Genomic DNA, 2156 nt, shown 5'->3' on the forward strand with positions numbered 1-2156 from the left:
AGCCGCTGCAAGGCATGCTGACGCTGGAAGAGGCGCTGGCCCGCGCGGTCCAGTACAACCTGGATCGCCGCACCCGCATGCTGGACGAGGCGCTGGCGCAAGGCCAGCTCGAAGCCGGCCAGTACGACATGCTGCCGCGCCTCATGGCCAATGCCGGCTACCGGCATCGCGACGAGGAGCTCATCACCCGCAGCCGCAACTTCAAGACCGGGGTGCTTTCGCCGTCCGATCCTTTCGTTTCCACGGCCCGCTCGGCCTGGAGCACGGACCTCAGCTTCACCTGGAGCCTGCTGGACTTCGGCCAGAGCTACTACGCCACCAAGCAGAACGCCGACCGCGTGCTCATTGCCAAGGAGCGCAAGCGCAAGGCGCTGCACATCCTGATGCAGGACGTGCGCACCGCGTTCTGGCGCGCGGCCAGCGCGCAGAAGCTTGCCGCCGAGGTGCGCGCCACGCTGAGCCAGGCCGCCGAGGCGCTGGACGATTCGCGCAAGGCCGAGGCCGAGCGGCTGCGCAACCCGCTGGATGCGCTGCGCTACCAGCGCCAGTTGCTGGAGAACGTGCGGCTGCTCGAAGCCATAGACCAGGAGCTGTCCACGGCGCGCATCGAGCTGGCCTCGCTGGTGAACCTGCCGCTGGCACGCGACATCCGCGTGGCCGAGCCCACCCAGCCGCTGAGCCGGCGCTGGCTGGACACGCCGGTGGAGCAGATGGAGGAGCTGGCCATCGCCCGCAACGCGGACCTGCGCGAGTCGTTCTACAACGCGCGCATTGCCGCCGACGAAACCCGGCGCGCCATGCTCAAGCTCTTCCCGGGCCTGTCCTTCAGCTGGGGCCCGCACCACAGCACCGACGAGTACCTGATCAACCAGACCTGGCGCGAAACCGGGCTGCAGCTGTCCTTCAACCTGCTGGGCGTGCTCTCGGCCCCGGCGCAGATGCGCATGGCCGATGCCGGCGTGGCCGTGGCCAACCACCGCCGCATGGCCATGCAGATGGCCGTGCTCACGCAGGTGTACGTGGCGCGCCAGCAGTACGCCAACGCACTGGCGCAGTTCGAGCGCTCGGACACGATCTGGAAGGTCGATGCCGACATCGCCAGCCACGTCGCCCGCCGCGAGCAGGCGCAGACCCAGACCAAGCTCGACCGCGTCTCCAACCAGACCGCCGCCATCCTGAGCCAGTTGCGCCGCTACCAGGCGCTGGCGCAGGCGCATGCCGCGGCCGGGCGGCTGCAGGCCTCGCTGGGCATGGAGCCCGCGCTGGAGCAGGGGCCGCAGGTGTCGCTGGCGCAGATGACGCAGTCGGTGTCGACCTCGCTCAAGCAGTGGGATGAAGCTGAACTGACGGCACTGCCCTCTCTGGAGCCGGCCGCCCTGGACAGCGCGCCCGCCGCCAAGTAACCAAGCAAGGAAGTACCTCATGAAGTGCAGTGCTCTCAGGGCGGTCGTGCTCGGGATTCTGGGTGGGGCAGCGCTGGTTGCGCCCGTTTGCGCGGCCGATGCAGTCAAGCCCGCGCCGCCGCCGTCCGTGGCCGCCGCGCCCGCGCCGCCCCCTGCAGGCACTGCGCCGTCGCTGGACAAGCGCGAGATCCGTGCCCAACTCATGCCGCGCCGCTACACCACGCTGGCTGCGGAGATAGGCGCCAAGGTCAGCCGGCTGCCGGTGGCCGAGGGTGGGCGCTTCAACGCCGGGCAGGTGCTGGTGGGCTTCGACTGCACGCTGCAGCAGGCGCAGCTCAACAAGGCCAAGGCCGCCCTGGACGCGGCCGACAAGACCTGGAGCGCCAACAAGCGCCTGGCCGAGCTCAACTCCGTGGGCAAGGTGGAGCTGGACGTCTCGGAGGCCGAGGTCGCCAAGAACCGCGCCGAGGTCGCCTCCAACCAGGCGGTGCTGGGCAAGTGCGCCGCCACGGCGCCCTTCGCCGGCCGCGTGGCCGAGCAGAAGGTGCGCGAGCAGCAATACGTCCAGGCCGGGCAGGCCCTGCTGGAGATCCTGGACGACTCCGTGCTGGAGCTGGAATTCATCGTGCCCTCCAAATGGCTGGCCTGGGTGGCGCCGGGCACGAGATTCGAGGTCGCCATCGACGAGACCGGGAAAACCTATCCCGCCAAGGTGCAGCGCATGGGTGCCAGGGTGGACCCGGTGAGCCAGTC

The 2156-nt window shown here is 69.7% G+C and carries 2 protein-coding genes; both read left to right on the forward strand.

Annotated features, from left to right (window positions below):
- Nucleotides 1–1403, forward strand: a 1403-nt coding sequence (locus tag ALA01S_RS30835; protein WP_157119430.1) for a TolC family protein, incomplete at its 5' end; no start/stop codon positions are given.
- Between the two features lie 19 nt (nucleotides 1404–1422).
- The coding region (locus ALA01S_RS30840) for an efflux RND transporter periplasmic adaptor subunit (RefSeq protein ID WP_084268117.1) at nucleotides 1423–2156 on the forward strand (734 nt) is incomplete at its 3' end.

Source organism: Azohydromonas lata NBRC 102462 (assembly GCF_001571085.1).
GTDB classification, from domain to species: domain Bacteria; phylum Pseudomonadota; class Gammaproteobacteria; order Burkholderiales; family Burkholderiaceae_C; genus Azohydromonas; species Azohydromonas lata.